Origin of the sequence: Halorubrum halodurans, assembly GCF_002252985.1 — an archaeon.
Classification (GTDB): Archaea; Halobacteriota; Halobacteria; order Halobacteriales; family Haloferacaceae; genus Halorubrum; species Halorubrum halodurans.
Window position 1 is genome coordinate 19,824 of record NZ_NHPJ01000005.1, and the last position, 23,319, is coordinate 43,142.

The 23,319-nt window shown below is 70.6% G+C and carries 29 protein-coding genes and 1 tRNA gene; 11 read left to right on the forward strand and 19 right to left on the reverse strand.

All coding sequences use genetic code 11. The features are described from left to right. The first annotated feature begins 33 nt into the window (after positions 1-33). Complete coding sequence (dph2, locus tag DJ70_RS00655) at positions 34-1,074, forward strand: diphthamide biosynthesis enzyme Dph2 (RefSeq protein WP_094529151.1); 1,041 nt, start codon at positions 34-36, stop codon at positions 1,072-1,074. Positions 1,075-1,331: 257 nt separating this feature from the next. Here dph2 and DJ70_RS00660 read toward each other — a convergent pair whose 3' ends face one another. After that, a complete protein-coding gene (locus DJ70_RS00660; protein ID WP_094529154.1) occupies positions 1,332-1,790 on the reverse strand; it encodes an SLOG cluster 4 domain-containing protein in 459 nt (152 codons plus the stop codon). A 102-nt stretch (positions 1,791-1,892) separates the two neighbouring features. Between DJ70_RS00660 and DJ70_RS00665 the strand changes: the two genes are divergently transcribed. The 4 genes from DJ70_RS00665 to DJ70_RS17120 all read left to right on the forward strand — a co-directional run bounded on the left by DJ70_RS00665 (position 1,893) and on the right by DJ70_RS17120 (position 6,435). Continuing rightward, the gene (locus tag DJ70_RS00665; protein WP_094529157.1) at positions 1,893-2,552 is read left to right on the forward strand and encodes an HAD family hydrolase; all 660 of its coding nucleotides are present in this window, start codon (positions 1,893-1,895) and stop codon (positions 2,550-2,552) included. A 69-nt stretch (positions 2,553-2,621) separates the two neighbouring features. Continuing rightward, positions 2,622-3,794, forward strand: coding sequence for an MFS transporter (locus DJ70_RS00670; protein ID WP_094529159.1), 1,173 nt, complete (start codon positions 2,622-2,624; stop codon positions 3,792-3,794). A 60-nt stretch (positions 3,795-3,854) separates the two neighbouring features. Beyond that, positions 3,855-6,221, forward strand: coding sequence for an ATP-dependent DNA helicase (locus DJ70_RS00675; RefSeq protein WP_094529162.1), 2,367 nt, complete (start codon positions 3,855-3,857; stop codon positions 6,219-6,221). A 61-nt stretch (positions 6,222-6,282) separates the two neighbouring features. Beyond that, positions 6,283-6,435 (forward strand): hypothetical protein, encoded by a 153-nt coding sequence (locus DJ70_RS17120; RefSeq protein WP_179233916.1) that lies wholly within the window; start codon positions 6,283-6,285, stop codon positions 6,433-6,435. A 44-nt stretch (positions 6,436-6,479) separates the two neighbouring features. Here the strand turns inward: DJ70_RS17120 and DJ70_RS00680 are convergent, their stop codons facing one another. The 11 genes from DJ70_RS00680 to DJ70_RS00730 form a co-directional block, all read right to left on the reverse strand. Then, positions 6,480-7,091, reverse strand: a complete 612-nt coding sequence (locus tag DJ70_RS00680) for a translation initiation factor IF-2 subunit beta (protein ID WP_094529165.1) — start codon at positions 7,089-7,091, stop codon at positions 6,480-6,482. A 91-nt stretch (positions 7,092-7,182) separates the two neighbouring features. Continuing rightward, positions 7,183-7,257, reverse strand: a tRNA-Met gene (locus DJ70_RS00685). Positions 7,258-7,369: 112 nt separating this feature from the next. After that, the gene (ftsY, locus tag DJ70_RS00690; RefSeq protein WP_094529167.1) at positions 7,370-8,455 is read right to left on the reverse strand and encodes a signal recognition particle-docking protein FtsY; all 1,086 of its coding nucleotides are present in this window, start codon (positions 8,453-8,455) and stop codon (positions 7,370-7,372) included. An 11-nt stretch (positions 8,456-8,466) separates the two neighbouring features. Beyond that, a complete protein-coding gene (gene pfdA, locus DJ70_RS00695) occupies positions 8,467-8,919 on the reverse strand; it encodes a prefoldin subunit alpha (protein ID WP_094529170.1) in 453 nt (150 codons plus the stop codon). Next, positions 8,919-9,095, reverse strand: a complete 177-nt coding sequence (gene rpl18a, locus DJ70_RS00700) for a 50S ribosomal protein L18Ae (RefSeq protein ID WP_094529173.1) — start codon at positions 9,093-9,095, stop codon at positions 8,919-8,921. Before rpl18a ends, pfdA begins: the two co-directional genes overlap by 1 nt. A 105-nt stretch (positions 9,096-9,200) precedes the next feature. Next, positions 9,201-9,866: a translation initiation factor IF-6 gene (locus DJ70_RS00705; RefSeq protein WP_094529176.1), complete on the reverse strand. Its 666-nt coding sequence runs from the start codon at positions 9,864-9,866 to the stop codon at positions 9,201-9,203. A gap of 1 nt (position 9,867) precedes the next feature. Further along, positions 9,868-10,146 (reverse strand): 50S ribosomal protein L31e, encoded by a 279-nt coding sequence (locus tag DJ70_RS00710; protein WP_066415670.1) that lies wholly within the window; start codon positions 10,144-10,146, stop codon positions 9,868-9,870. Next, positions 10,147-10,299 (reverse strand): 50S ribosomal protein L39e, encoded by a 153-nt coding sequence (locus tag DJ70_RS00715; RefSeq protein WP_023498294.1) that lies wholly within the window; start codon positions 10,297-10,299, stop codon positions 10,147-10,149. It lies immediately after the preceding gene. Positions 10,300-10,427: 128 nt separating this feature from the next. Beyond that, positions 10,428-11,558, reverse strand: a complete 1,131-nt coding sequence (locus DJ70_RS00720) for a M20 family metallopeptidase (RefSeq protein WP_094529179.1) — start codon at positions 11,556-11,558, stop codon at positions 10,428-10,430. A gap of 101 nt (positions 11,559-11,659) precedes the next feature. Beyond that, entirely contained in the window at positions 11,660-11,866 is a 207-nt protein-coding gene (locus DJ70_RS00725) for a hypothetical protein (RefSeq protein WP_094529181.1), read from the reverse strand. A gap of 82 nt (positions 11,867-11,948) precedes the next feature. Then, complete coding sequence (locus tag DJ70_RS00730) at positions 11,949-12,233, reverse strand: DUF357 domain-containing protein (protein WP_094529184.1); 285 nt, start codon at positions 12,231-12,233, stop codon at positions 11,949-11,951. A 164-nt stretch (positions 12,234-12,397) separates the two neighbouring features. Between DJ70_RS00730 and DJ70_RS00735 the strand changes: the two genes are divergently transcribed. The 4 genes from DJ70_RS00735 to DJ70_RS00745 all read left to right on the forward strand — a co-directional run bounded on the left by DJ70_RS00735 (position 12,398) and on the right by DJ70_RS00745 (position 15,181). Beyond that, positions 12,398-12,604, forward strand: coding sequence for a DUF4177 domain-containing protein (locus DJ70_RS00735; protein ID WP_094529187.1), 207 nt, complete (start codon positions 12,398-12,400; stop codon positions 12,602-12,604). Further along, a complete protein-coding gene (locus DJ70_RS00740; RefSeq protein ID WP_094529190.1) occupies positions 12,601-13,569 on the forward strand; it encodes a hypothetical protein in 969 nt (322 codons plus the stop codon). Before DJ70_RS00735 ends, DJ70_RS00740 begins: the two co-directional genes overlap by 4 nt. A gap of 91 nt (positions 13,570-13,660) precedes the next feature. Then, positions 13,661-13,792, forward strand: a complete 132-nt coding sequence (locus DJ70_RS17900) for a hypothetical protein (protein ID WP_275542341.1) — start codon at positions 13,661-13,663, stop codon at positions 13,790-13,792. Between the two features lie 183 nt (positions 13,793-13,975). After that, complete coding sequence (locus DJ70_RS00745) at positions 13,976-15,181, forward strand: LEA type 2 family protein (RefSeq protein ID WP_094529193.1); 1,206 nt, start codon at positions 13,976-13,978, stop codon at positions 15,179-15,181. Positions 15,182-15,200: 19 nt separating this feature from the next. On the opposite strand, the gene DJ70_RS00750 is transcribed toward DJ70_RS00745, so the two are convergent. Both DJ70_RS00750 and DJ70_RS00755 read right to left on the reverse strand, forming a co-directional pair. Beyond that, positions 15,201-15,401, reverse strand: coding sequence for a hypothetical protein (locus DJ70_RS00750; protein ID WP_094529195.1), 201 nt, complete (start codon positions 15,399-15,401; stop codon positions 15,201-15,203). Further along, positions 15,398-15,850 (reverse strand): DUF5804 family protein, encoded by a 453-nt coding sequence (locus DJ70_RS00755; protein WP_094529198.1) that lies wholly within the window; start codon positions 15,848-15,850, stop codon positions 15,398-15,400. Before DJ70_RS00755 ends, DJ70_RS00750 begins: the two co-directional genes overlap by 4 nt. Positions 15,851-15,932: 82 nt before the next feature. Between DJ70_RS00755 and DJ70_RS00760 the strand changes: the two genes are divergently transcribed. Then, positions 15,933-16,991, forward strand: coding sequence for a sensor histidine kinase (locus DJ70_RS00760; protein ID WP_094529201.1), 1,059 nt, complete (start codon positions 15,933-15,935; stop codon positions 16,989-16,991). Positions 16,992-17,049: 58 nt separating this feature from the next. Here DJ70_RS00760 and DJ70_RS00765 read toward each other — a convergent pair whose 3' ends face one another. Both DJ70_RS00765 and DJ70_RS00770 read right to left on the reverse strand, forming a co-directional pair. Then, positions 17,050-18,252, reverse strand: a complete 1,203-nt coding sequence (locus DJ70_RS00765) for a methionine adenosyltransferase (RefSeq protein ID WP_094529204.1) — start codon at positions 18,250-18,252, stop codon at positions 17,050-17,052. A gap of 102 nt (positions 18,253-18,354) precedes the next feature. Beyond that, positions 18,355-19,476: a pyridoxal phosphate-dependent aminotransferase gene (locus DJ70_RS00770; RefSeq protein ID WP_094529207.1), complete on the reverse strand. Its 1,122-nt coding sequence runs from the start codon at positions 19,474-19,476 to the stop codon at positions 18,355-18,357. A 147-nt stretch (positions 19,477-19,623) separates the two neighbouring features. Here DJ70_RS00770 and DJ70_RS00775 point away from each other — a divergent pair, with 147 nt between their 5' ends. Further along, complete coding sequence (locus DJ70_RS00775; protein WP_094529210.1) at positions 19,624-21,069, forward strand: amidohydrolase family protein; 1,446 nt, start codon at positions 19,624-19,626, stop codon at positions 21,067-21,069. A gap of 35 nt (positions 21,070-21,104) precedes the next feature. Here the strand turns inward: DJ70_RS00775 and DJ70_RS00780 are convergent, their stop codons facing one another. The 3 genes from DJ70_RS00780 to DJ70_RS00790 all read right to left on the reverse strand — a co-directional run bounded on the left by DJ70_RS00780 (position 21,105) and on the right by DJ70_RS00790 (position 23,228). Continuing rightward, complete coding sequence (locus DJ70_RS00780) at positions 21,105-21,977, reverse strand: transcriptional regulator TbsP domain-containing protein (protein ID WP_094529213.1); 873 nt, start codon at positions 21,975-21,977, stop codon at positions 21,105-21,107. 79 nt (positions 21,978-22,056) lie between these two features. Beyond that, positions 22,057-22,839 (reverse strand): methyltransferase domain-containing protein, encoded by a 783-nt coding sequence (locus DJ70_RS00785; protein WP_094529216.1) that lies wholly within the window; start codon positions 22,837-22,839, stop codon positions 22,057-22,059. After that, the gene (locus DJ70_RS00790; protein ID WP_094529219.1) at positions 22,836-23,228 is read right to left on the reverse strand and encodes a nascent polypeptide-associated complex protein; all 393 of its coding nucleotides are present in this window, start codon (positions 23,226-23,228) and stop codon (positions 22,836-22,838) included. The genes DJ70_RS00785 and DJ70_RS00790 overlap by 4 nt, the downstream gene beginning before the upstream one ends. Positions 23,229-23,319: the final 91 nt, after the last annotated feature.

The window sequence follows — 23,319 nt, forward strand, 5'->3', positions numbered from 1 at the left end:
GGTTTAACCGTCCAGACCCACGATCCGATCGACATGAGCGGGTCCACGGAGGGCGACCTCACCAAGACGGGGATGTCGCTGAAACACGACCGAGAGTGGGATTACGAGCTCGACCGGATCGTCGAGGCCATCGAGGAGCGGGACGCGAGCAAGGTCGGCCTCCAGTTCCCGGAGGGACTCAAGCGCCGCGGCCCCCAGGTCGCCGACGACCTCCGGGAGGTCGCCCCCGACGACGTGACGTTCATGCTGTCGGGCCAGCCGTGTTACGGGGCCTGTGACCTCGACACCTACCTGATGCGCCGGACGGACGTCTTCGTCCACTTCGGCCACACGCCGATGAAGGAGTCGGACAGCATCGTCTACGTCCCCCTCTTTTCGAACGTCGACCCGTTCCCGATCATGGAGGAGTCGCTCGCGGAGCTTCCGGACCCCGAGGCGGACCCCGACGTGGGGCTCGTGACGACCGCCCAGCACATGAACCGCTTCGAGGAGATGACCGACTGGCTCGAGGAGCGCGGCTACGAGGTCCACACCCGCCGGGGCGACGACCGGCTCACGAAGGAGGGGCAAGTCCTGGGCTGTAACTACGCCTCCGCGGACATCCCCGCCGACCAGGTGTTGTACGTCGGCGGCGGGAAGTTCCACCCGGTCGGGCTCGCGATGGAACACCCCGAGAAGACCGTCGTCATCGCCGATCCCGTCAACAACGCGGTGTCGATCGCCGAACACGACCAGTTCCTCAAACAGCGCTACGCCTCGGTCCACAAGGCGATGGACGCCGAGAAGTGGGGCGTCATCTTCTGTACGAAGATCGGCCAGGGTCGCTGGGAGACGGCACAGGAGATCGTCGAGAACAACGACGACGCCTACCTCATCACGATGGACGAGGTGACGCCGGACCGGCTCCGTAACTTCGACATGGACGCGTTCGTCAACACCGGCTGTCCCCGGATCACCACCGACGACGGCCCCCGGTTCCACAAGCCCATGTTGACGCCCGGCGAGTACGAGGCCGCGATCGGCGAACGCCCCCTCGATCAGATCGAGTTCGACACGTTCCACGACACCTGGTGAGCCGCCGCCGGACTCCCGCCTTCCCGACGCCGGACGGCCCCGATTCCCCGTTCGGCGGGTCGTGGTCGTCCCGGACGAAGTAGCCGTCCGCGTCGGGGTCGAAGCACGCCTGGAGCGTCCGTATCGACCGACGAACGCGGCGACCGAGACCGGTCCGACCCCGACGACGCCGTAGAGGAGGACGGTCGCGAGCGACGTCGGGTCGGACTTCCGGCCCGTCGACCTCTCCCTTCGGCCGCCCGCCGACCCGGATCCGGTTACGGCCCGGATCCCACCGCTCCTTCGACGTACTCCACCGCGGCGGCCGGCGATCCGACCGCCTCGACGCCCTCCACGTCGTGGGTGTCGAGGCCCGCGACCGCCCGGTCGTGCGCGAGCGCGAGCCCGATCTCCGAGAGCGTTCCCGGCCCGCCGTTCACCGCGATCGCGGCGTCGCCGTTCACGACCACCAGGGCGTTGCGGGCGTGCCCGAGCCCCGTCGCGATGGGCGTCGTGACGTAGCGGTTCGCGTCGCTCGGGCGGTCGGTCGGGAGGATCCCGATCGTCTCCGCCTCGGCGTCCGCCGCGTGTGCTCCCCGGCACGCCGCCTCCATCACGCCGCCCAGGCCGCCACAGACGATCGTGTGGCCGCGGTCGGCGAGTTCGGCTCCCAGCTCCTCCGCGACCGCCGCGGTGTCCGGCCGGACGGAACTCCCGCCGATGACGCTGACGCGCATGCGGCACGTTCGCGTGCGTGCGGGCATAAATCGGCCACCTTCCGGTATCGGGATCGATAGCCGAGGTGAAACGCTTTTACCCGTCGGGCGAGGACGAACCGTATGAGATACGATACCGTCGTATTCGACAACGACGGTGTTCTCGTCGGCCGTACGCGCTTCAACGTGCTCCAGGAGGCGACCCGGAGCGCGTTCGAGGAGTGCGGCGTCGACGACCCCGACCCCGACGACGTGGAACGGATGACGATCGGCGCGACCCCCGGCAGCGTGGGGACCGTCTGTCAGACCTACGACCTCGATCCGGGGTCGTTCTGGCGGACGCGCGACGACGTGGTCTCGAGAGCCCAACAGCAGGAGGCCCGCGCGGGCCGCAAGACCCCCTACGACGACCTCGACACCCTCGAGGACCTCGACGTGAAGATGGGGATCGTCTCCTCGAACCAGCAGGCGACCGTCGACTTCCTCGTCGACCACTTCGACGGCTTCGAGGAGTTCGGCGCGGCCTACGGCCGCGAGCCCACGATCCACAGTCTCCAGCTCCGCAAGCCGAACCCGCACTACCTCGAGCAGGCGCTCGGCGACCTGGACGCCGACTCGGCGCTGTTCGTCGGCGACAACGAGTCCGACGTGAAGGCCGCACAGAACGCGGGCGTCGACTCCGCGTTCATCCGCCGCCCGCATCGCCGTGACTGGGACCTCAACGTCTGGCCCACCTGGGAGATAGAGACGTTGGACGACCTCTTCGACGTCTGTGGCGTGTAACGGCCGGAAGGTCGTTCCGCCGGCGCTGCCCGGTCCGCTCGGCCGCGGAACCCGCCGACCCCGACCGGCATGACCCGCCGAGCCTTCGGCACGCTCTGTGGGCTCGTCTTCCTCATCAACCTCGGGCGCGTCGCGTTCGCGCCGCTCGTCCCGACGATCGGATCGGAGTTCGGGGCGAGCCCCGCGGTCGTCGGCTCCGTCACGACCCTGGTGTGGCTGGGCTCCGCGCTCCCGCGGATCCCGGTCGGCTACCTCCTCACGCGGGTTCCACGACACTACGTCGTCCTCGGGTCGGGCCTCTGGCTCGCCGGAGCCGCGATGTTCACCGGCAGCGCCGGGTCGATCCCGGCGCTCCGGGTCGGCGCGCTCTCCATCGGGCTCGCCTCCGGCGCGTACTTCGTCGCCGCGATACCGCTCGTCGCCGAGCTGTTCCCGAGCGGGCGCGGCCGAGCGATCGGGATCCACGGGGCGGCGAGCCAGCTGGCGGCCGTCGTCGCGCCCGGCGTCGTGGTCGGGATCCTCGTCGTCGCCGGCTGGAGCGACGTCTTCCGGCTGCTCGCCGTCGCCGCGCTCGCGGTGACCGCGGTCCTCCTCGTGGTCCTCCGCCGACATCCGCTTCCGGAGAGCGCGGGCGCGGACCGCGACTTCCGGTCGGTGCTCGGCCACTGGCGGATCATCCTCCTCGTGATCGTCATCGTCGCGGCGCCGGGGTTCGTCTGGCAGGGCGTGTTCAACTTCTACGTCACGTACCTGACCGGCACGAAGGGGGTATCCGGCGCGTTCGCGAACACCCTTCTCACGGTCGTGTTCGCGGCCGGCCTGCCGGGGTTCTGGTACGGCGGCCGGCTCGCCGACCGGCTCCCCCAGATCCCGTATCTCCTCGGGATCCTCGTCGCCTTCGCGACCGCGCTCGGGATCCTCGTGGCCGCCCAGTCGGCCGTCGCGCTCCTCGTCGCCACCGTCCTGCTCGGGTTCGTGATCCACACGACGTTCCCCGCGGCCGACACGTTCCTGCTCGACTCCCTGCCGCCCGACGTCCGCGCCAGCGCCTACGCCGTCTTCAGCGGGACCGCCCTGCTCGTGGAGTCGACCGGCAGCGGCGTGTTCGGCGTCGCGGCCGAGCGGGCCGGGTTCGACGCCGCGTTCGCCGCCGGCGCGGCCGGGGTCCTCGTGCTCGCGGCCGTCCTCGCCGCGGCGCACGCCGTTCGCGGGCTTCCCGACGGTCCCGAGGACGTCGAGTAGGGGGGGCTCTGCAGACGCGCCTCTGAAGGTTTAACCCGGATGGGGCGTAACTCCGGCGTAGTGACCGATGACCCACCGTGGGCCGACGTCTTCGGCCACGAGGAGCCGTACCCCGAGCAGGCGGACGGCATCGACGCCGCCATCGAGGCGGCTCGCGACGGCGGTTTCCTCGCGCTCGAGGGCGCGTGTGGCACCGGCAAGACCATGCTCGCGTTGACCGCCGGGATCGACCGCGTCCGCGACCCCGACTCCGACTTCGAGCGCGTGTTCGTGCTCACCAGCGTCAAACAGCAGCTCCGGCAGTTCGAGACGGACCTGGACACGATCAACGCGACCCTGCCCGACGACTCCGATCCCGTCTCCGGGCTGACGCTCGTCGGCAAGGCGGACGTCTGTCCGTACGCCCGCGAGAACCGCGGCGGGATCGACCGCGAGAACGTCTACGAGCGCTGTGAGGGGCTCCGCGAGCGCACCCGGAACCTCGTCGGCGAGGGCGGCGAGACGACCGCCGGCGCCCTCGCGAGCGAGGCGCGGAGCCAGCAGGTCGGGCTGCTGGACTCGGGAACCGCCAGCGGCTCCGACGGCGGATCGACCGGCGGCGGAGCCGCCGCCGACTACCTGACCGTCGACGGCGAGCCGACGCCGTACCCGCCCGACACCGAGACGGTCGGCGAGACGGAGTTCTGTCCGTTCTACGCGGGCTTCCTCGACGACGTACCCGACGACGGCGGCGACCCGGCGGCGGCCGTCCCGTTCGACGTCACCGAACTCGGCCACGTCGACGCCGAGGAGCTCGTCCGACTCTCGGCTGGCCACGGCTCGTGTCCCCACTCGGTGATGGGCGCGCTCGTCCCCGAGGTCGAGGTCGTCATCGGCAACTACTACCACGCGTTCGACCCGACGACGACCGCGACGTTCACCGGCGCGCTCCTCGACGACGCGACGTTCCTCGTCTGTGACGAGGCGCACATGCTCGAGCCGCGCGTGCGGGACCTCGTCAGCGACGCGGTCGCCGACGCGAGTCTCCGGGACGCGGTCTCCGAGATCACCCGCGTCGTCCAGCCGCTCTCGTTCGAACGCGAGGGCGCGGAGTCCGCGGACGCCGACCTCGTCCGCGGGGAGCTCGAGGAGAGCGACGTGACGGTCGAGGAGCTGGAGGCGGTACGGGAGTTCTACGCGGCCCTCCGCGAGGAGCTCGACCGTCGGGTCACCGCACATCTCGACCGCGAGCGGCCGGACTGGCGCGCGTCGATGCGCGAGCTCGACGACGACGAGATCCCGCTTCGCGACCCCGAGGAGCCGGGCGAGGACGCGATCACGGCGTGGGCGGCCGAGGCGGGCTACGGCGACCGCGTCTGGTCGCGCGCGCCCGCCGTCGGCGCGACCGTCAAGCGCGTGCTCGACTCGCTCGAGGACGAGGACAAACGGCGCGCCGCTCCGGGCGTCGGCCGCACCGTCAACGCGTGGTACCGCGAGGGGCACACCGAGTTCTTCCGCGCCGTCGACCTCGAGCGCACGTTCGACGAGACGGAGCCGCCGGACTCGTGGCGTCGCGCGTACAACGCGAGCCTCGCGCTGTACAACTGTCTCCCGAGCGGGCCGATCGGCGAGCGCCTCGGCGAGTTCGGCGGCGGCGTCGTGATGAGCGCGACGCTCGAGCCGATGGACGTGTTCCGGGAGGTGACGGGCCTCGACCAGCTCGCGGAGCGGGGTCGACCCGTCGTCGAGCGGACGTACGGGCTCTCGTTCCCGCCGGAGAACCGCGCGAGCTTCGCGGTCGACGCGCCGAAGTTCACCCACGCCAACCGCGGCGCGCCGGGCGAGCGGACCGACGCCCGGCTCGCGCACCTCGACGCGGTCGCGACGGTCGCGCGCCGCGAGGGGAACGTACTGGTCGGCGCGCCGAACTACGCCGAGGCGGCGTGGTTCGCCGACGAGCTCGACGAGCGCCTCGAGAAACCCGTCCTCCTCGACGAGTCCTCCGGCGACCGCGAGACCGAGTCGCTCAAGGACGCCTTCTTCGCCGGCCAGGGGAAGGTGCTCGTCACCAGCCTCCGGGGCACGCTCACGGAGGGGGTCGACTACCGTGGCGACCGGCTCGCCGCGGCGGTCGTCTGCGGGGTCCCCATCATCAACACCGCCCGCCCCCGGACGCGGGCGGTCGTCGCGGCGTACGACCGACGCTTCGCGTCGGGGTTCGAGACCGCGCTCACCGTTCCCGCCGTTCGGAAGGCGCGGCAGGCAGTCGGCCGGGTCATCCGCGGGGCCGACGAGCGTGGGGTTCGCGTCCTCCTCGACGCGCGGTACGCCCGCGAGTCATGGAACGGCGTCCGCGAGTACCTCCCCGAACACGAACGCGAGGAGTTCCAGCCGGTCAGCACGGACATGCTCTCGGTCGCGCTCGACGGGTTCGGGACGGCCGAATAGGGTGAGACTACCGCTCGACAACGGGTGCTTAACTAACCGGCTCGGACGCGGAGGGGGTCGTATGGCTCCACGGAAACGTCCACGACTGTACCACGCCGTCTGTCGCGAGTGCGCCCTCGAACGCGTCTTCGACTCCGAGGACGCGGCGGACGCGTTCGTCGCCCGCCACGTCGAGGAGACCACCCACACGGCGCTCGCCGAACGCGTCGACTGACTCGGTACGCGTCGGCCGCGGGCGCCGCGAGCGGGGGAGGGTGCTCAGTTCTCCCGGCGGGCGAACGCGAGGTTGCCCGAGACGTTCTTGATGTACGCCCGGACGGTGTCGCCCTCCTGTGCGCCGGGGACGAAGACGGTGTACTCCCCGCGCTCGGCGACGCCGTCGCCCTTGCGGCCCGTGCCGACGATCTCGAGCTCGTAGGTGTTGCCCTCCTCGATGGCCTCCTCCTGGCGCTGGGTGTTCGACGACGTCTGTTTCGCGACCGGGCGGAACGCCCCGCAGGCCTCACAGCGGAGCATGGGCGTCCGGTTCTCCGTCTCCAGCCGCGTGTCGGGGAGGCCACACTCGGAGCAGGTGACGAACGACTCGATGTACGAGTCGATCGCCGCCTGGAAGTCGCGCTCGCGGAAGTTCCCGCTGTATCGCGCGCGGCCGTCCTCGTACTGGCCGGCCGTCCCAAGCTCCTGTTGGATCTTCGAGTGGACGTGTTCGGGATCGCGGCTCAACGCGTCCGCGATGGCCGAGAGGTTCGTCAGTCGGGTGAACGCGCCGTCCTTCTGCGCCTCCGGGTCGGGGACCGACAGCCGCTCGTCGGACCCGTCGAAGTCCGGGACCGCGTCCATCGCGCGGTCGAGGCTCGATTCGTATTCCATACCCGGACGGTGGACTGGCCGACGGAAATCGCTTCCGGGTTGGATCCGAACGGCGTTTCCGACCGTCGTCGGTCGGCGCGTCGAAGAGAAGTAGCGGGAGGTAGATTTGAACTACCGATCTCCGGGTTATGAGCCCGGCGGAATCTCCTGGCTATCCCATCCCGCTATCGTGATCAAACCGCGGTGAACTGTTAAGGGTTCTGATCCCGTCGCCGGTGTGCGGTTCGCTCCCGTACGAGTTATAAGCGAACCGGGCCGGTTTCGACCCCGAACGCCGACTACTCCTCGCCGAGCAGGCTGTCGACGAGCGCCTCCGGATCGAACCGCGCCAGGTCGTCGTAGCCTTGGCCGGTCCCCAGAAAGAGGATCGGCTTGCCGGTGACGTACGCGACGGAGATCGCCGCGCCCCCGGAGGAGTCGGCGTCCGCCTTCGTCAACACCGCGCCGTCGATCTCGGCGGCCTCGTTGAACTCCTTCGCCCGGTTGACGGCGTCCTGTCCCGCGACCGCCTCGTCGACGAACAGCGTCATGTCGGGGTCGACGACGCGGTCGATCTTCTCCAGTTGCGCCATCAGGTCGTCGCTCGTGTGGAGCCGGCCGGCGGTGTCGCCGAGGACGACGTCGACGTCGTTGGCCGCGGCGTACTCGACGCCGTCGTAGATCACGGCCGCCGGGTCGCCGCCCTGGTCGTGGGAGATCAGCTCGCGGTCGAGCCGCTCGGCGTGCTCGGCGATCTGCTCGTTCGCGCCCGCCCGGTAGGTGTCGCCGTTCGCCAGCACCGACGAGTAGCCGCGCTCCGCGAGCCACTCGGAGAGCTTGGCGATGGTCGTCGTCTTCCCGACGCCGTTGACGCCGGTGAAGACGATCGTCAGCGGCTTCTCCGCCTCGGCGACCCGCTCCTCGAAGTCGAACTGCCCGACCGCGATCACGTCGAGGAGCGCGTCGTGAAGCGCCTGCTCGACCAGCTCGCCGGTCGTCTCGACCTGCTTTCGCGACTCGCCGAGCATCGTCTCGCGAACCGTCTCGAGGATCCGCTCGGCGACGCTCATCTCCACGTCGCTCTCCAAGAGCGCCATCTCGAGGTCCCAGAGCGGCTCCTCGAGGTCCTCCTCCTCGATGATGATCCGCCCGGTCGCGAACGCCTTCGCACGCTGGAAGGTGCTCGGTTCCGCCGAGCCGTCCGCGTCCGCCTCCTCGTCGGGCGCGTCCGCCGCGGGCGCCGGGTCGTCGGCGTCGACCGTCCCGGTCCCGGACTCCGGCTCCGCGTCGGCTTCGGCCTCGCTCTCGGCCGGCTCCTCGGCGTCCGTGGACTCCTCTACGTCCTCACGGAAGCTGCTCAGCTTGTCCTTCAGTCCGTCGAACACGGTCCGTTACCTCACTCGTCGTCGGCCTGGCCCTGCATCTGCTGCATCTGCTGTTGTTGCATCTGCTGTTGCATCTGCTGGGCCTGCTGTTCGAGCTCCTGGCTCTCGTCCTCCAGCTCGTCGATCTCCGCTTCGGTCTCCGCGATGCGGTCGTCGAGCGCCTCCTGTTTGCGCCGGAGCACGTCGATGGCGTCGTCCTGATCCTGCTCGGCCGAGTAGTTGCCGCCGAGCGAGACGACGATCTCGTCGATGTCCTGGACCTCCGCGCGGACGTACGCGCCGCCGCCGAGCGGCACCTGAACCGTCGCGCCGGTGTCGAGCGTCTCGATCGCCTCGACGGCGTCGTCGATGTCGGCCTTCTCCTGGCGGTACTCCTCGACTTCCGTCTCGAGCACCTCGATCTCCTCGTCGAGCGCCTGAAGCTCCTGGGAGAGCTGCTGGAGCTGCTGTTGTCCGCCACCCATCATGCCGCGGACACCTCCTCGATCTCGATCTGGGTGCGCTTTCGGCCGTGCTGGCTGCCGACCTGCGTGTAGATCCGCTCGCGTGCGAGGTCCTCGTTCTCCGCCTCGACGTCCTTGGTGAACGGCTGGAAGCCGTCTCTACTCTGGAACCGCCCGCTCACGGTGTAAGTACTCATGTTCCGACTTCCGGCAGGGACAGGGAAGTATCTTCCTAAAAGCGGACGACGCGACGGAACCGAACGGATCGGCAAAAACGGGCGCGAGAGCGACGCTAACGCCGATCAGTCGATGAACCCGAGCGTCTCCTCGATGCGTCCGAGCTCGGGGCCGGTCGTGTCGTCGCCGACGACGTAGCCGTCGTCGCTCGCGACGAGGCCGGAGCCGACGAGCGGCGCGCCGTAGTTGACCGTTCCGAGGTCCGCCCGGACATCGAGCGCCTCCTCGACGGCCTGAAGCTCCGACTCGCGCGACTTCGGGTGGCAGAGCACGCCGGTGTCGTTCGCGACCGCGGCGGTGCCGACGGTCCGCACGTCCGCGAGGTCGCCGCGCTCGACCGGGACCGAGAGCGTCTCCCGGATCGTCGTGATCGCCTCGCGCGACAGGTCCGGGTGGACGTACGCGCCGTAGTCGTTGGCCAGGACGACGTTGCCGGCGGCGTTGATCCGGCCGGGGAGCTCCGTGACCTCGCGGTCCGCGGCCTCGGCGATGCGCTCCCGCTCCCGGTCGGTCGCGCGCTCGGAGACGAGCACGCCGTTCTCGTTGCCGGCCGCGAGCGACCCGACGGTGTTGGAGCCGCCGACGGTGGTCGCGAGCACGTCCGCGCCGAGCTCCGCGCCGAGCTCGTCGGCGAGGTCGTCGTCGACGTCCGGCCTGACCAGAAGGAGGTCGTCGACGACGCGGGCGAAGACCCCCACGTACGACGAGCCGGTGAAGGTCGCCCGTAACACGTTACTCGGCGTGCTCGGCTTCGACGACCGGCTCGCCGTCCTCGACGAACCGGGCCGCGCGGACGCGGAGCTTGCTCGGCGGGTTCTGCCGACCGTTCGCCCAGACGGCCTCGTTGACGGAGGCGTCGAGGATCACGTCCTCGCCGTCGACCGAGAAGTGCTTCGCGAGGTGCTCGCGGACGATCTTCACGGCGTAGTCGGCGCGCTGCTGGACCGGCTTCTCCTTGGCGTCGCGGAGCGGGACGGTGACGACGCGCTCCTCGAAATCACTCGTGCTCATTTACTCGTCGAGGTCGTTCCGGCGCCAGTTGCGCCGCTTGGGGTTTCGCGTGACGTTCATGTCGGTCTTCATCATGACCCACGCGGGGACGCGGGTGTTCTGGCGCTCCGCCTTCGCCAGACGCTTCTTTTTGGCCTTCGATTTGTCTCCCATAGTGGGCCTCACTTCCGCCGGACCGCATAAAACCCCTTCCATACGACCCCGACGAGCGGGCCGTCACGGCGGCGGCTCGACCGGCGCGTCACGGCGACGCCCGGTCGCTCGTCGCGGTCGCCGCCCGGTCACCACTCGCGTTCCGCGAGCGCCGCGTAGACCTCCCGACACCGCTCCAGCACGTCGATCGAGACGCTCTCCGTCTCCGTGTGCGCCTCGCCGGGTTCGGAGGGGCCGCAGACGAGACACTCCGTGCCGGCCTCCGAGAGCCACCCCGCGTCCGTGGCGTGCGGCTTGGTGACGTGTTCGGGGCGGTCGAGCCCGCGGGCCTCGTGGACCCCGCGTGCGGCCGCGAGCGCCGCGTCCGCGAACGCGTCGTCGCCACACCCCATCGGCGGGAGGTCCTGCTCGACGACCCACTCGACGCCCGGAACCTCCTCCGTGCGCGCGAGGTCCGCCCGCTCGCCGGGGACGGTGCGCTCGTCGATCGTGACCTCACACCGGTCGGGGATCACGTTCCAGGTGTCGCCGCCGTGGAACTCCGTGACGACGACCGACCCCGTCACGTCCTCGCCGAACACCGTCGTCGCCGGTGCGTCGAGCCCGCGGACGACGTCGACCGCGTCGCAGGCCCGGTAGATCGCGTTCTCGCCCGCCTCGGGTTCGGAGGCGTGTGCCGACGACCCCTCGGCGACCAGCGTCGACGCCCGCCGGCCCTTGTGCGCGACGACGACGTCGGTCACGCCCGGCTTCGAGTAGTTCGTCGACCCCTCCGCGACGAGCGCGTGGTCGGGGCGGAACCCCTCCTCTATCGCGTGCCGTGCGCCCTCGCCGCCGGTCTCCTCGCCGACGAAGGAGGCGACCGCGAGTTCGCGGCCCGACGGCGGCGTCGCGTCCCGGAACGCGAGCAGGCAGGCCGCGACCGCGCCCTTCATGTCGGCCGTCCCGCGCCCGAAGATCCGGCCGTCGCGGCGTTCGACCACGTACTCGCCCTCGCCCGTCGTCTGTCGCTCCGCCGGCGGGACCACGTCGTGATGGCCGACGAGCGCGACCGTCTCCGCGTCGGGGTCGGTTCCGGGCCCGCTCCCGTCGCTCCCGTCGGTCCGCCTGTACGCGATCACGTTGCCGACGGCGTCGCGCTCGACGTCGGCGTCGGTCTCCGCCCGGAGCCACTCCTCGATGGCGTCGCCGGCGGCGGTCTCGTCCTCGTGAGAGGGGATCGAGACCAGCCGTTCGGTCAGGTCCGCGAGTTCGCTCATACGGATTCGTCGGGAGTCGAGTACTTAAATACGGTCGGGAGGATTCGGCGAACCGTTCACGGATCGATGAGTTCCGTTCCGGTGCGGTCGGTGCGGGCCACTCATGTCGTAACGCTACTGAACGCCTCGTCCAGAATCGGAGTAATAACTACGAATCCGATGAAGATCGCGATAACGTAGGCGATGAACTCGACACCGATCGTGACTGGGTCCGCAATACCGCCAGTATAGGCGTTATAGAGCGTGAATATGACCGCAGCAACTACGGCGTTCGGAAGGTGATCGTGAATCAACGTTCGTAGATTCATAAACGAGATCGTTCAGCGAATCTTCAAATCCGTATCGGTTAGGACGTGGTCGTCCGAGACGGCTCACGCCGGTACGATCCGGTCACGTCGTGAACAGTTCGGTGTCCTCGGGGACCGCGAACAGTCCCATCCTGACGCCGGCGTCGAGCCAGCCGTAGCCGTACGAGTAGGACGCGAGCGCGTTGACCGGGTCGTCGTCCGCGCGGAAGTGCCGGCCGTCCGCCAGATACGACTCCGCCATCTCGACGATCTCCGCGGCCGCGACGCCGAGCGGGGTCTCCGCCGGCGGCCGCGGCTCCGCGACGTCGAGCGCGTCGGCGAGCATTCGCTCGTATCGGTCCGTCTTCTCCGCGAGGTCGGCGGGCATACCCTCCCGTCCGCGGGGACGACCAAAAGTCATCGTCACTCGTCGCGGTCGTCGAGTCGGACACGGTCGTTCGTCGAGCCGGGCACGACCGCGGTCGTCGGTCGGGCGGCGGAGCCACGCGAGCGACGCGAGGGTATAGGGATCTCCGGCGAGTAGCCGCTCGCATGTCGGAACCCGACGGCGTCAGGTGGGAGTACGAGACGCTCCGCCCGCCCCGCGACGACACGCGAAAGGAGGCGACGGACCCGGAGGCGGAGCTGAACGAGCTGGGGGCCGAGGGATGGGAGCTCGTGACGACGATCGACTACGAGGGCGGCGGGAGCAAGTTCCTCGTGTTCAAACGGCCGGTCGGGTCGGGCGACGGGGCATGACCGGCGGACCCTCCCGCCCGGCGCGCTGGTTCCTGGTGGACGCGAACCGGCTGCTCGTCGCCGGCGTCTCGACGCTCGCCGTGTTCGTCGCGTTCGTGGCGGTCGCCTCCGGGGTCTCGCCGTCGTTCGTCACGCAGGTCGAGTCGGGCGACCCGATCGAGACGATGTTCGGGACGATGATCACGGTCGTCGTGACCGGCACGACCCTCGTCGTCACGATCGGCCAGCTCGTGCTCACCCAGGAGAACGGGCCGCTCGGCGACCAGCGCGACCGCATGAGCAACTCGATGGACGTCCGGGAGTTCACCGCGGAGCTGACCGGCTCGCCGGCCGCGACCGACCCGGCAGCCTTCCTCGACGACCTCGTCCGGACCGCCGCCGACCGGGCGGAACGGCTGCGGGAGTCCGTCTCCGAGGGCGGGGACGCGTCGCTCGCGTCCGACGTCGAGGGGCTCGCCGAGGACGTCGGCCGGAACGCCGACGCCGTGAGCCAGCGGCTCGACGGGGCGCGGTTCGGGTCCTTTTCGGTCGTCTCCGCCGCGCTCGGGTTCGAGTACGGCCGGCTGCTCGGCCGGGCCGAGGGCGTGTCGTCGACGCACGCGACGGCGCTCTCCGAGTCCGACCGGGAACTCCTCGAGGAGCTCCGGGGGGCGCTGTCGCTCTTCGGGCCCGCCCGCGAGCACGTGAAGACGCTCTACTTCCAGTGGGCGCTCATCGAGCTCTCCCAGCTGATCCTCTACGCGGCGGTGCCCGCGCTGGTCGTCGCGGGCGTCACGCTCGCGGTCGTCGACGCCGCCGCGGTGTCCGGATCGACGCTCGGGATCACCCACCTCGTGCTCGTCGTCGGTGCGGCGTTCGCGGTGACGGTCCTGCCGTTCATGCTGTTCGTCTCCTACGTCCTCCGGATCCTGACGGTCGCGAAGCGGACGCTCGCCATCGAGCCGCTGGTGTTGCGGGGGGAGTGATCCGGGGGTCGCCGCCCGCTCCGGCCGATCGTCCGTCCGTTGCCGACGTGAAAGCCGACGTTTTATGTTCCGGCTTATCGATTCCTCTCGCATGAGCATCGGGAAGATCCTCAGCGGGGAAGAACTCACCATGCGACGCGCGGGGATCATCATGGTCGGCTGGATCGCGTTCGTCTGTATCGTCTCGGTTCTGCTCCTCCTCTTTACGGCCTTCCGGATCTGAAACGCGGCGCCATCCGCGTCCGACCCCGTACCGACGGGACCGTCTCCGTGGGCGGCGAGTCGCCCGAGTCGCCCCTGGTCGCGTTCCGCATCGACCCCGATGCGCCAGTCACCCGCCGGAGAGACATCGGTCGGTAACGCCACGGAGCGGTACGGTTTTATCGATCCGCCGGTTCGACCGACCATGGATACGGGCGCCATCCGTTCCGTCCTCACGGGGTCGAAGCTCAGGGTCGCGCTCCTCGGGGTACTGGTCGTCGTCGGGAGCGTCGGCGGGGCGTTCGCGCTCGGGATCCTCGGAACGCCGAGCGTCGCGGCCGTCGACAACTCCTTCGGCGAGGTGACCGAGGAGACGACGACCGTCGAGACGGACCTCGTCGTCTCCAACCCGAACCCGATCGGGATCGGACTGGACGGCGTGGCCGTGACCTACACCGTCTCGATGAACGCGATCGAGATGGCACGCGGCGGGCGCGAGGGGCTCCGGATCGGAACCGGAAACACCACGCTCGGGCTCGACACGCGAATGCGAAACGACGCGATCCCGCCGTGGTGGACCAGCCACGTCCGCAACGGCGAGCGAACGACGGTCGCCATCGACGCGACCGTCACCTCGGACCGCCTCGGGCGGGGCGTCGGGTTCACCCGAACGCGCGAGATCGAGACGGACCTCCTCTCCGCGTTCAACTCCGAGGAGACGCGGCCGGTGAACGCCGACAGCGTCCTCGTCGACGACCCGGCGTTGTACGTCAACGAGACGCGCGGGCAGTGGGGAGCGGTCTCCGAGGCCGAGACGCCGATCGAGATGGCGTTCGTGGTCTACAACCCCAACCTCCAGCCGTACGCGGTCTCCGAGATCGGTTACGACGTCACGATGAACGGCGTCGAGATGGCGTCGGGCCGGACGGACGAGGGGTACGTGATCCCCTCGCGGAGCTCCGAGACCGTCGAGTTCACGACGGGGCTCGACAACGAGCGGCTCGACGAGTGGTGGGTCACCCACCTCGACCCGGCAGTCAACGGACACCAGGTCAGCGACCTCCGGATCGAGTTCTACGCCGTGATCGAGTTCCCCTCCGGCGAGGAGGTCACCGTCCCGCTGGACCGGTTCACCTACGAGGAGACGATCGAGACCGACGTCTTCGGCGAGGGCGAGGACGTCCGCGACTCCGCGAACGGAACCGACGGGGAGGCCGGACCCGACGGCGACGACGCCGGCTCTACCGACGGGTCTCCGGACGGCGGCAGCCAGACCGACGACTCCACCGACGACACCACGGGCGGCACGACCGACGACACCACGGGCGGCGGGGCTGACGGCAGCACGACCGACGGATCAGCCGACGACGGAAACGAGACGGGATCCGACGACGGCGTTCTCCCGCTCTGAGCATCGGCGCGGGGTCGGCTCACGCGTCGTCGTTCCCGCGTACCAGGAGGGTCGCGACGCCGAAGGCGAGCCCGCCGAACGTCCCCGTGACGACCGCGTCAGTCGGCCGTCCGCCGGCGACCGTGAACTCGACGACGCCCGCGACGACGATCCAGACGGCGACCGTCGAGAGGAGGTACCACGCCGGGGTCGTCCGGCCGGGATCGATCGAGGGCCTCATCCGGAGAACTCCGCTTCGCTCACTCGGACGACCAGCGTCTCCTCGACGTCGCGGAGGTCGTACTCGGGGGTCTCGCCCTGCGTCCGCCGGACGAAGAGCGGCTCGACCGGTTCCTCGTCGACGAGCCCGAACACCTTCAGCCGCTGGTCGGTCTCCTCGGGCGGGACCTCGCCGTCGCGCACCTCGCGTGCGAGGTCACGGGAGAGCCACTCGGTCCGGGAGACGGACGGCTCCAGGACGATCGCCTCGGCGACGAACCGGACCAGGTACCAGTCGAGGTCGTTCAGAAGCGACACCGCCGCGCCGAGACTCACGGTGTCGACGGCGACGCTGTTCGCGAACGGCTCGGCGATCTCGTAGGTCGCGAGCGCCTCCCGTGCGGTCTCCCGTGAGAGGAGTTCGTAGCTCAGGTTCACGTCGGATCCGCCGAGGAGACACACCCGCGTCACGTCCGTGAACTCGGGAGCGGGTCCCAAATCGGTTGTGGTCGGCGGGGGAAACGATTTAGGCCTCTCCGCGGATTCCTGGATCGTGGTCTCCCCATCCAGTCGGGCCCGACCGCAACACGCCGTCTACGCCCTCGGGGCGTCCTGTCTCGGGCTCGGGCTCGTTCACCTCCTCACCGAAGGCGAGGGGTTCGGGACGGTCCTCGAGAGCTTCGTGATCGGGTCGATCGCCGCGTTCGTTCTGCTCACCGCCCACCGGTTTCCGGACCGACAGATCTCCGAGGCCGGTCGGTGGCGGGCGGTGCGGTTGGGGTTCGGCGTGACCGCGGCGTTCACGCTGTTGGCGTTCGCGATCTGGACGATCTGGGCCATCGAGGGAGATCCGACCGAACTCTCGTTTCTGGTCTCGTTCGCGGCCACCCTCGGGGCGATGGTCGGCGTTCGCGGCGGCCTCTACGCGGTCGAGGCCGAAGAGCGGCTCGCGGAGGCGCGGGACCTGAGCAAGCTCCTGACGATCAATCAGCGCGTCCTCCGACACAACCTCCGCAACGAGCTCTCCGTCGCGCTGGGATACCTGGACAACGTCGCGTCCGCCGACCGCTCGGCGGACACGAGCGAGGACGTCCGGGTCATCCGGGAACACCTCGAACGGCTGCTCGAGACCACCGACCGAACGCGGGAGGTCGTGGCGATCTGGAACGCCGACGGAACGACCGACCACCGGCTCACGTCGGTGGTCGACGACCGGATCGATCGGGTTCGCGGGACGCGTCCCGACGCCGAGATCGCGACGCGGTTCGAGGCCGACCCTCGCGTTCGGGCGCACCCGGCCCTCCCGACGGCCGTCGAGGAGGCGCTGTCGAACGCGGTCGAGCACACGCCGCCCGACGCGTCGATCACCGTCACCGTCCGGACGACTCCGGACGAGGAGGCGATCCTGGAGGTCGCCGATACCGGGGAGGGCATCCCGAAGTACGACGTCGACGCGATCGAGGGCCCGGCCGAGACGCCGCTCGTTCACACCCAGGGGCTCGGCCTCTGGATCCTCTACTGGACGCTCGAGACGTCGAACGGGACGCTCGAACTGGCCGAGAACGAGCCGCAGGGGACGGTCGTCAGAATGCGGTTCCCGACGGCGCGGTAGGAGCGGACGGGCGACGAGAGCGCGCGGTCCGCGACCGCAGAACGCGCGGTCCGCGGCCTCAGAACGTGGAGACGTCGCCGTCGATGACCCGGCGGGTGACGCCGGTCACGTCCGCCAGCTCGTCGTCGACGATGGCGACAACCTCCTCCTCGATCGCCGACAGCTCGACGCCCTCCTCCGTGACGATCTGCGCGTCGGCGACGTGCGGCTCGTCGATCGGGCGACCGATCTGCGAGAGCAGCCGGACCTGGAGGTCGCGGATCCCGTCGACCTCGTCGGTGACCGTCTCCGCGACGTGCGTCGACAGCAGGTTGTAGATCTTCCCGATGTGGTTGACGGGGTTCTTCCCGGAGGTGGCCTCCATCGACATCGGGCGGTTGGGCGTGATGAGGCCGTTGGCGCGGTTCCCGCGACCGACGGAGCCGTCGTCGCCCTGCTCCGCCGACGTGCCCGTGACGGTGAGGTAGATGGAGCCCTCCTCGTAGTCGTCGGCCGTGTTGACGTCGACGTGGACCTCCCGGTCCGTGTGGGACTCGGCGAGGTCGGTCACGAACTCGCGGACGCCGTTCACGGCGTCGTCGTACTCCTCGAGGTCCGCGACGTGGGCGTCGACCATCGCGGCCGCGACCGTGATGTCGATTCGGTCGCCCTCGCGTTTGCCCATCACCTTCACGTCGGGGCCGAGCTCGGGGTGGTCGGCGTAGTAGGTCGTGTTGAGCTCGCGTTCGGTCTCGTGGACGATCGTCTCCGTCTCGGTCAGCGGCGCGTGGCCGACGCCGAAGGAGGTGTCGTTGGCCATCGGGACCTCCTGGGTCTCCTCGCCGAAGACGTCCTGGAGGTCGCCGGAGCCCTCGCCGAGCCTGACGTCGACGATCACGTCCGTCCCGTACTCGAGCTCCGGGAGGGCCTCCTCGAGGTACTCGCGGGCGGCCGCGAGCGCGGTGGAGTCGACCGGGAGCTGCCGGCCCTCGTACTCCTTCGTGGCGCGGCCGACGATGAGGACGTAGATCGGCTCGATCACCTCGCCGCCGCCGAACGCCGGGGCGGCGCGACCCGCGACGAGCTGGGTCTCGTCGGTGTTGTAGTGGAGGACCTTGCCGACGCGGTCGAGGTAGAGCTGCGAGAGCGCGCGAGAGACCGACTCCGCGAGCCCGTCACAGATCGAGTCGGGGTGTCCGATACCCTTCCGCTCGACGATCTCGACCTCCTGATCCTCGACCGCCCGTCGGTCGAGGCGGCTGACTTGGATGTTCCGGCTCATGCTGGTACCGTCGTCTCCCGGCGGCAGTATAACTTGCGGAAACCACTTCAGATAGAATAATGCCCGATGGTAATCGATGCCGCACCGGGTCCCGGCGATCCGTTATCGGACCGCCTCGTAGGCGTCCGCCATGACCCCGATCGCCTCGCGGAGGTCCTCCTCGTCGGTCGCATAGGAGATGCGCGCGTGGCCCCGTCCGCCCTCCCCGAACGCCTCGCCGGGGACGACGATCACGTCGCGCTCGAGACACGCCTCGACGAACCCCTCGGGCACCTCCGGCATCGCGTAGAACGCGCCCTGCGGGGTCGAGCACTCGATGCCGGCGTCGGCGAAGCCGTCGAGGAGAATATCTCGGCGGCGCTCGAAGGAGTCCGTCATCTCCGCGACCACGTCGCGGTCGCCGCGCAGCGCCGCCTCCGCGGCGTACTGGGCGGGGGCCGACGCGCACGCCTGCGCGTACTGGTGGACGCGGAGCATGCGGTCGATCCGGTCCGCGGAGGCGTACACCCACCCGAGCCGCCAGCCGGTCATCGAGAACAGCTTCGAGGCGGAGTTCACGACGACGACGCTGTCGGTCTCGGCGAACTCCATCGGCGAGACGTGTTCGCCGTCGAAGACGGTGTACTCGTACACCTCGTCGGAGAGACAGCACACGTCGTGTTCGTCGGCGATCCGTGCGAACTCCCGGACGTCGGCCTCCGAGGAGACCGCCCCCGTCGGGTTGCCGGGCGAGTTGACGACGAACGCCGCGGTGTCGTCCGTGATCGCGGCCTCGATCGCGGCGGGGTCGATGGTGAGGTCCTCGCGGAGCGGGACCGGGACGGGCTCGCCGCCCGCCAGCTTCGTCAACGCGTCGTAGGAGACGAAGCCGGGGTCGGGGATTATCACCTCGTCGCCGGCGCTCACGTGTGCCTCGAGGGCGACGTGGAGCGCCTCGCTGCCGCCCGCGGTGGCGATCACGTTCGCCGGGTCGAGGTCGATCCCCTGGTCGGCGCGGTGTTTCTCGGCTATCGCCTCTCGGAGCGGGGCGATCCCCTTGTTCCCGGTGTAGGCGTCGGCCCTCCCCGCCTCGATGGCGTCGACGGCCGCCTGCCGGGCGTGTTCCGGCGTCGGGAAGTCCGGCTGGCCGATCCCGAGGTTGATCGCGTCCTCGCCGGCCGCCTCGAACACCTCGCGGATCCCGCTCACCGCGATCCGCTCGACCCTGTCGGAGAATGTCGGCATGGCGTATCGAGGTCCCCGCCCGGAGTTAGTTCTTGCCACGTCGCCCGCGGCGGTCGGTCGAGTCCCGTCGGAGCCGCCCCCATCCGCCACCGACCGTCCGTCACCGACCACCGACAGTTCCTTGCCGTCCGGTCGTGATGGCGTCCCATGGACACGCTCGTCACCGACACGCTGCTCGTCACCATGGACCCGGACGTCCCCGGCGCGACGGGCGACCTCGGGATCGTCGACGACGGCGCGGTCGGCTGGACCGACGGCGAACTGACCTACGTGGGCCCCGCCGACGGCGTCGACACCGGGGACGCGGACCGAACCCTCGACGGGGACGGCTGTCTCACGCTTCCGGGGCTCGTGAACGCCCACGTCCACGGCCACCACACCGTGTTGCGGGGGGCCGCCCAGGACGTCCCGGAGATCGAGTGGATGACCCGCTCGTTGGGGCCGATATCCGCGCACGCGACGCCCGAGGACGGGATCGTCGGCGCGAAGCTCACCGCGATCGAGGCGCTCGCCTCCGGCACGACGACGGTCGGCGAGTACGCCAGCGACGTCGGGGAGCTCGTGAGCGAGGTGTACCGCCCCCTGGGGCTCCGGGTCGTCGCCACCGAGATGATAAACGAGGTTCCCGAGGACCGCTCCGACGTCGGCCCGGACGAGCCGTACCCCTTCGACCGCGACGGCGGCGAGGCCGGCCTCGCGCGCGCCGAAGCCCTCGTCGCCGAGTTCGACGACGACCCGCTCGTCGAGCCGGCGTACGGCCCGCAGGCGCTGGACATGATCTCGCTCGACCTCCTCGAGACGATCACCGGGCGGGCCCGCGAGGAGGACCGAACCGTCCACATGCACGTCGCGCAGGGCGACCGGGAGCGCAGACAGATCGCCGCCCGCTACGGCGAGGGCGAGACCACCGTCGGCGTCCTCGACCGCGAGGGCCTGCTCGGCGACCACCTGCTCGCGGCGCACCTCCACGGCGCGACGCCGGCGGAACGCGCCCGGCTCGCCGACGCCGACGTCCGGATGGTGGGGTGTCCCTCCTCCATCACCGCGATCGACGGGGTCGTCCCGCCGGTGGTCGAGTACCTCGACCACGGCGGCGTCGTGGGGATCGGCACCGACCAGGCGCCCGGCCCCGGCGGCCACGACGCGCTCCGCGAGGCGCGCACGACGGCGATGCTCGCGAAGGCCGACCGGACCGATCCCACCGCGCTCGACGCCAGCGGCGTCCTCGAGCTGCTGACGGTCGGCGGCGCCCGCGCGCTCGGCATCGCCGACCGTGCGGGGTCGCTCTCGCCCGGCAAGCGCGCGGACGTGGTGGTCTGTGACCTGGAACGGCCCGCCATCGCGCCGACCGTCTCGGAGCCGTTCCACACCGCGATCCCGAACCTCGTGTACGGCGGCGGGAGCGACGTCGTCCGGGACGTGTTCGTGGACGGCGTCCAGCTCGTCTCCGCGGGCGGGATCGTGGGCGTCGACGTCGACGCGGTCGTCACGGAGGCGGCCGAGCGCGCCGAACGGGTCTTCGCCGACGCCGAGGACGACTGGCGCGCGGCCGGCTCCGCGCTCGTCGACGCCGTCGACGAGGGGCGGCTCTAGGGCTCGAGGCGTCCGGGGTCTCCGGGCGTCGCCGGCTACCGCCGCCTGTCCCACACCGGCCGGTCGTCGATCCGTCTCCCCCCGACGCCGGCGCGACCGGGGTCGGCCGCCTCGAACAGTTCGCGGAGGGCCGGCAGGAAGCGCCCGGCGTCGACGCGATAGAGCGTCTCGTCGACGGCACGGAGCCGGTAGTTCGGCCTGCCGACCCCCATCGGAACCTTGATCGACTCGACCAGCCCGCGCTCCTCGAGCGCGCGCCGCGCCGCCGAGAAGGTCTGTTTCGGCGCGATCCCGACGTCGTCGGCCCACTCGCGCACGTCGGCGAAGAGGTGGTCGTGCCGGGCCGCCAGCGCGACGAGCAGCGTTCGGTCGTCGAACGCCCCGGACCGGTCGAGCGGCGCCGGACCCGTGCCGAGCGTCGAGAGGACGGTCGCCAGGTCGTCGGCGAACCGGTCGTCGAGCGTCCCGCGGGCCGCGGAGAGCAGCCGCGTTCGCGAGGGCATCCGGATCGTCGCCGTATCGGCCGCCTCGAACCGCGCGTCGACGGCCTCCGCCGCGGCGGGGGCGCGGTCCGGGTCCGCGTCGGTCAGGAGCGTCCGGTCGTCCGCCGGCCCCACGACGGCGTCGACCCGGCCGTCGCTCGCGAACAGCGTCCGGCTCGACCGGCCACCGGTGCCGGCACGCAGCGCGACCGTTCCCTGCGCGCGGGCCTCGGCCGCGGCGCTCCCGAGCACGAACGCGCGGCCGAGGTCGTCGACGACCGTCGGCGGGCACGCCGCCCGCCAGCGGCCGCCCCCGCGAGCGCGACGCGTCGAGAGCAGCGCGGCGAGGAGGTCGGTACCGACGCCGACGGCGACCACGTCGTCCCGCCCGGCGAGCGCCGCCTCGACGTCGGCAGCGAGGGACATACCCGTTCTGACGGTCGCGGCGGAAAGAAGGTTCCCCCGGCCGCGGGGTCGACGCGCACGAGCCGGGAGCGGCAGCCGATCAGGGCGCTCTGGCGATCACGAGGTAGCCGGTGTGGCCGACGCCGCGGGTGGAGGGTCTGGAGCCGCGGTCGGAGAAGTCCATCTCGCGCTGGATCGTCTCCAGCGTCTCGATCCCCGCGAGCCCGGCCTCGCGCGCGGCCGTCACGGCCTCGCGGGTCCCCTCGACGAACGGCGAGTAGACGGCGAGGAAGCCGCCGGAGACGAGCAGGTCGGGAGCGCGGGAGACGATCGCCGGCGCGTCGCCGGTGTCGAGGGTGATCACGTCGAAGGGGTCGACGGGTCGGGGATCCTCGTCGCCGTCCCCGTCCTCGTCGCCTCCGCCGACGAGCGCGTCGACCTCCTCGGCGAGGTCGCCGGTCCGGACCTCGACGCGGTCCTCGACGCCCGCGACGCGCATGTTCTCGCGCGCCACGTCTGCGAACGCCGGATCGACCTCGTAGGTGGTCACGTCGGCGCCGACCCGGCCGAGATGCGCCGCGAGGATGCCGGTCCCGGTGCCGGCGTCGAGGACGCGGTCGCCCGCGGCGACGCCGGTCAGCCCCAGCACGAGCCCCACGTCGCGGGGCATCATCGGCGCGCCGGTGCGCTCGAGGTGGTCGAACAGGTCGGGGCCGCGAAGCTCGCGAACCTCGAAGGGGGTGCCGAGGTGGCTCTCGACCGTGTCGCCGGCGGCGACGTCCTCGGGAACCTCGAGGACGCCGAGGTCGGTGCCGAACTCCTCGCCGGGCTCGAGGAGGTACTCACGGTCCTCGTGAACCAGGAGGTACGCGGCGTCGGTCACTCGAGCTCGGCGATCGCGGCGGCGAGGTCGCCGTCGTGTGCCTCCAGGCTCTCGCGGGCGAGCGACTCGGGGACGCCCGCGCGCTCCGCGACGAGCGCCACGTCGTCGGCGGGGATCCCGCCGGTTTCGGCCTCCTCGTCGGCGTCGGCGGCCTCGACCGCTCCCGCGCTGCCCGCCCCCGCGTCGGCGACCTCGTCCGGATCGCCGACGATCTGGTAGGTCTGCTGGCCCTGCGCGTCCATGCGGGTGACCTGCGGGTCCTCGAAGACGAGGTCGCCGTCGGCCGTCTCCACGACGACCCGCTCGGCGTCGAGCTCCTCGACGTCGATCCCCATCTGTTTCATCATCTGTTTCATCTTTCGCGGGTTCATGCCGCCTCCTCCGAACATGTCGCGGAGTTCGGCCGGGCGGCACAAAAAGGGTGACGAAGGGTTGCGGGACCGTGGTCGTCCCGCTCCCCCCGCTCGCCTGCCTCGTCAC

Bases quoted from the DNA above. Each gene is read 5' to 3' on its own strand.
- dph2 (WP_094529151.1), top strand. From the start codon at position 34: ATGAGCGGGTCCACGGAGGGCGACCTCACCAAGACGGGGATGTCGCTG.
- DJ70_RS00660 (WP_094529154.1), bottom strand. From the start codon at position 1,790: ATGCGCGTCAGCGTCATCGGCGGGAGTTCCGTCCGGCCGGACACCGCG.
- DJ70_RS00665 (WP_094529157.1), top strand. From the start codon at position 1,893: ATGAGATACGATACCGTCGTATTCGACAACGACGGTGTTCTCGTCGGC.
- DJ70_RS00670 (WP_094529159.1), top strand. From the start codon at position 2,622: ATGACCCGCCGAGCCTTCGGCACGCTCTGTGGGCTCGTCTTCCTCATC.
- DJ70_RS17120 (WP_179233916.1), top strand. From the start codon at position 6,283: ATGGCTCCACGGAAACGTCCACGACTGTACCACGCCGTCTGTCGCGAG.
- DJ70_RS00680 (WP_094529165.1), bottom strand. From the start codon at position 7,091: ATGGAATACGAATCGAGCCTCGACCGCGCGATGGACGCGGTCCCGGAC.
- pfdA (WP_094529170.1), bottom strand. From the start codon at position 8,919: ATGGGTGGCGGACAACAGCAGCTCCAGCAGCTCTCCCAGGAGCTTCAG.
- rpl18a (WP_094529173.1), bottom strand. From the start codon at position 9,095: ATGAGTACTTACACCGTGAGCGGGCGGTTCCAGAGTAGAGACGGCTTC.
- DJ70_RS00710 (WP_066415670.1), bottom strand. From the start codon at position 10,146: ATGAGCACGAGTGATTTCGAGGAGCGCGTCGTCACCGTCCCGCTCCGC.
- DJ70_RS00715 (WP_023498294.1), bottom strand. From the start codon at position 10,299: ATGGGAGACAAATCGAAGGCCAAAAAGAAGCGTCTGGCGAAGGCGGAG.
- DJ70_RS00720 (WP_094529179.1), bottom strand. From the start codon at position 11,558: ATGAGCGAACTCGCGGACCTGACCGAACGGCTGGTCTCGATCCCCTCT.
- DJ70_RS00725 (WP_094529181.1), bottom strand. From the start codon at position 11,866: ATGAATCTACGAACGTTGATTCACGATCACCTTCCGAACGCCGTAGTT.
- DJ70_RS00730 (WP_094529184.1), bottom strand. From the start codon at position 12,233: ATGCCCGCCGACCTCGCGGAGAAGACGGACCGATACGAGCGAATGCTC.
- DJ70_RS00735 (WP_094529187.1), top strand. From the start codon at position 12,398: ATGTCGGAACCCGACGGCGTCAGGTGGGAGTACGAGACGCTCCGCCCG.
- DJ70_RS00740 (WP_094529190.1), top strand. From the start codon at position 12,601: ATGACCGGCGGACCCTCCCGCCCGGCGCGCTGGTTCCTGGTGGACGCG.
- DJ70_RS17900 (WP_275542341.1), top strand. From the start codon at position 13,661: ATGAGCATCGGGAAGATCCTCAGCGGGGAAGAACTCACCATGCGACGC.
- DJ70_RS00745 (WP_094529193.1), top strand. From the start codon at position 13,976: ATGGATACGGGCGCCATCCGTTCCGTCCTCACGGGGTCGAAGCTCAGG.
- DJ70_RS00750 (WP_094529195.1), bottom strand. From the start codon at position 15,401: ATGAGGCCCTCGATCGATCCCGGCCGGACGACCCCGGCGTGGTACCTC.
- DJ70_RS00765 (WP_094529204.1), bottom strand. From the start codon at position 18,252: ATGAGCCGGAACATCCAAGTCAGCCGCCTCGACCGACGGGCGGTCGAG.
- DJ70_RS00770 (WP_094529207.1), bottom strand. From the start codon at position 19,476: ATGCCGACATTCTCCGACAGGGTCGAGCGGATCGCGGTGAGCGGGATC.
- DJ70_RS00775 (WP_094529210.1), top strand. From the start codon at position 19,624: ATGGACACGCTCGTCACCGACACGCTGCTCGTCACCATGGACCCGGAC.
- DJ70_RS00780 (WP_094529213.1), bottom strand. From the start codon at position 21,977: ATGTCCCTCGCTGCCGACGTCGAGGCGGCGCTCGCCGGGCGGGACGAC.
- DJ70_RS00790 (WP_094529219.1), bottom strand. From the start codon at position 23,228: ATGTTCGGAGGAGGCGGCATGAACCCGCGAAAGATGAAACAGATGATG.